Annotated in this window: 1 protein-coding gene; it reads right to left on the minus strand. The window is 75.3% G+C overall.

Going from position 1 to position 1,652, the window contains the following annotated elements; translation table 11 throughout:
* Positions 1-1,652: 3'-5' exonuclease (locus HY68_RS44765; protein WP_277816748.1), on the minus strand; the 1,652-nt coding region annotated here is incomplete at both ends.

Raw genomic sequence — 1,652 nt, forward strand, 5'->3', positions numbered from 1 at the left:
AGGCGGACAGCGAGGGCGGTACGGCGACGTCACGAACGGTGGCGCGGGCACGGGTGAGCTCGCGGGCGAGCGCGTCGAGATCGCGGTCCCAGGAGTCGAGGGTCCGGATCTCCTCGGGGGTGAGGGACTCGCCCTGCGACGTCTCTTGCGGGGGCCCCTGCGGGGGGCGGGGGGCGGGGAGGTGCGGGGTTTCGTCGGGCGGGGTGCCGTCCGGTGCGGTCTCGTCGGGCGCGGGCGTGGGTGCTGGCTCGTCCCGGGTGTGGGTCCAGGCGTCCCAGTCCGCCAGGTCGGGCTCGGACTCCGGCCGGTCGGGCGGGGTATCCCCGGCCGGGGTCGCGCCGGGCGCGCGCCCGCCGGGGATGGACCCGTCCGGCACAGGACCGGGCTCCGCCGGGGCGTCCCGGTCCGCAAAGCCGGGCTCGGACTCCCCCGTCCCACCGGTCCGGGTCGCATCCCGCGCGGTTTCGTCGTGCGCGGGACCGGGCTCTGCCCGGGTGTCCGTCCAGGCGTCCCGGTCCGCCAGCGGCTCGGGCACCGCCCCGTCGGTCCGAGTGCCCACAGCCCGGATCGCACCGGGCGCACTCCTGCCGGGGAAGGACCCGTCCAGCAGGGCGCCCTCCCTCCCGTCCGGCGCGGTTCCATCCCGCGCCGTGCCGCCGTGCTCGGCGGCGGGCTCGGCCTGTGTGTCCGTCCAGGCGTCCCAGTCCGCCAGGTCCTGCTCGGGCTCCGGACCGTCGTCCTCGGGGGCGTACGGCTCCTCGTACGACTCCGAATGCAGCTCGTCCGCGACCGGCTCAGGCGTTCCCGACTCCAGGTACGTCAGTACCGTGTCCGCCGCCTCCCAGCGGCGGCGGCGGGAGCGCTCGTCCAGGGGGAGCGGCCAGGGCTGTGGGGTCGTCTCCGCCAGCAGGGCGGGGTTCTCTTCGTCCTCCGCCGGTTCGTCCGCCCACGCCTCGATCTCGCCGTAGCCCGCCGCGCAGTGGTCGTACAGCGCGAGCAGGAAGTCCGACGGGCCCCTCGGGCGCTTCTGGCTGGGGCCCCACCAGTGGCCCGAGCCCAGCAGCAGGCTGCGCGGGCGGGTGAAGGCGACGTAGCCCAGGCGCAGCTCCTCGGTGTGCTGATGCGCCTTCATCCGCTCCTTGAACGTCTTCAGCCCCTTCGCGTCCCAGGACTCGATGTCCGGGAGGGTCGCCGCGTCGCCGCGCAGGGCGTGCGGGAGCACCTTCGGCTGCGCCGTCCAGGCCTCGCGCGCCCTGCCGCTCGGGAACTGTCCGGTGACCAGGCCCGGCACGACCACGACGTCCCACTCCAGGCCCTTGGCCTTGTGCGCCGTGAGCACCTTCACGGTGTTCTCGCCGCCGGGCAGCGCGTTGTCCAGGCCCTTCTCGTACTGCGCTGCCGTACGCAGGAACGCGAGGAACGCCAGCAGTCCCGCCTCGCCGTCGAGCGCGGCGAAGGAGGCGGCTATGTCGAGGAAGTTGCCCAGGGTCTCGCGCCGCCGGGCCGCCAGCGCGTGCGGCGAGGCGGCCAGTTCGACCTCAAGGCCCGTCGTGGCCAGCACCCGGTGCAGGACGTCCATCAGCGGGTCGGCCAGCGACCTGCGCAGGTCCCGCAGTTCCGTGGCGAGGCGGGCGAACCGTACCCGGGCGGCC

Source organism: Streptomyces sp. AcH 505 (assembly GCF_000818175.1).
Lineage (GTDB): Bacteria > Actinomycetota > Actinomycetes > Streptomycetales > Streptomycetaceae > Streptomyces.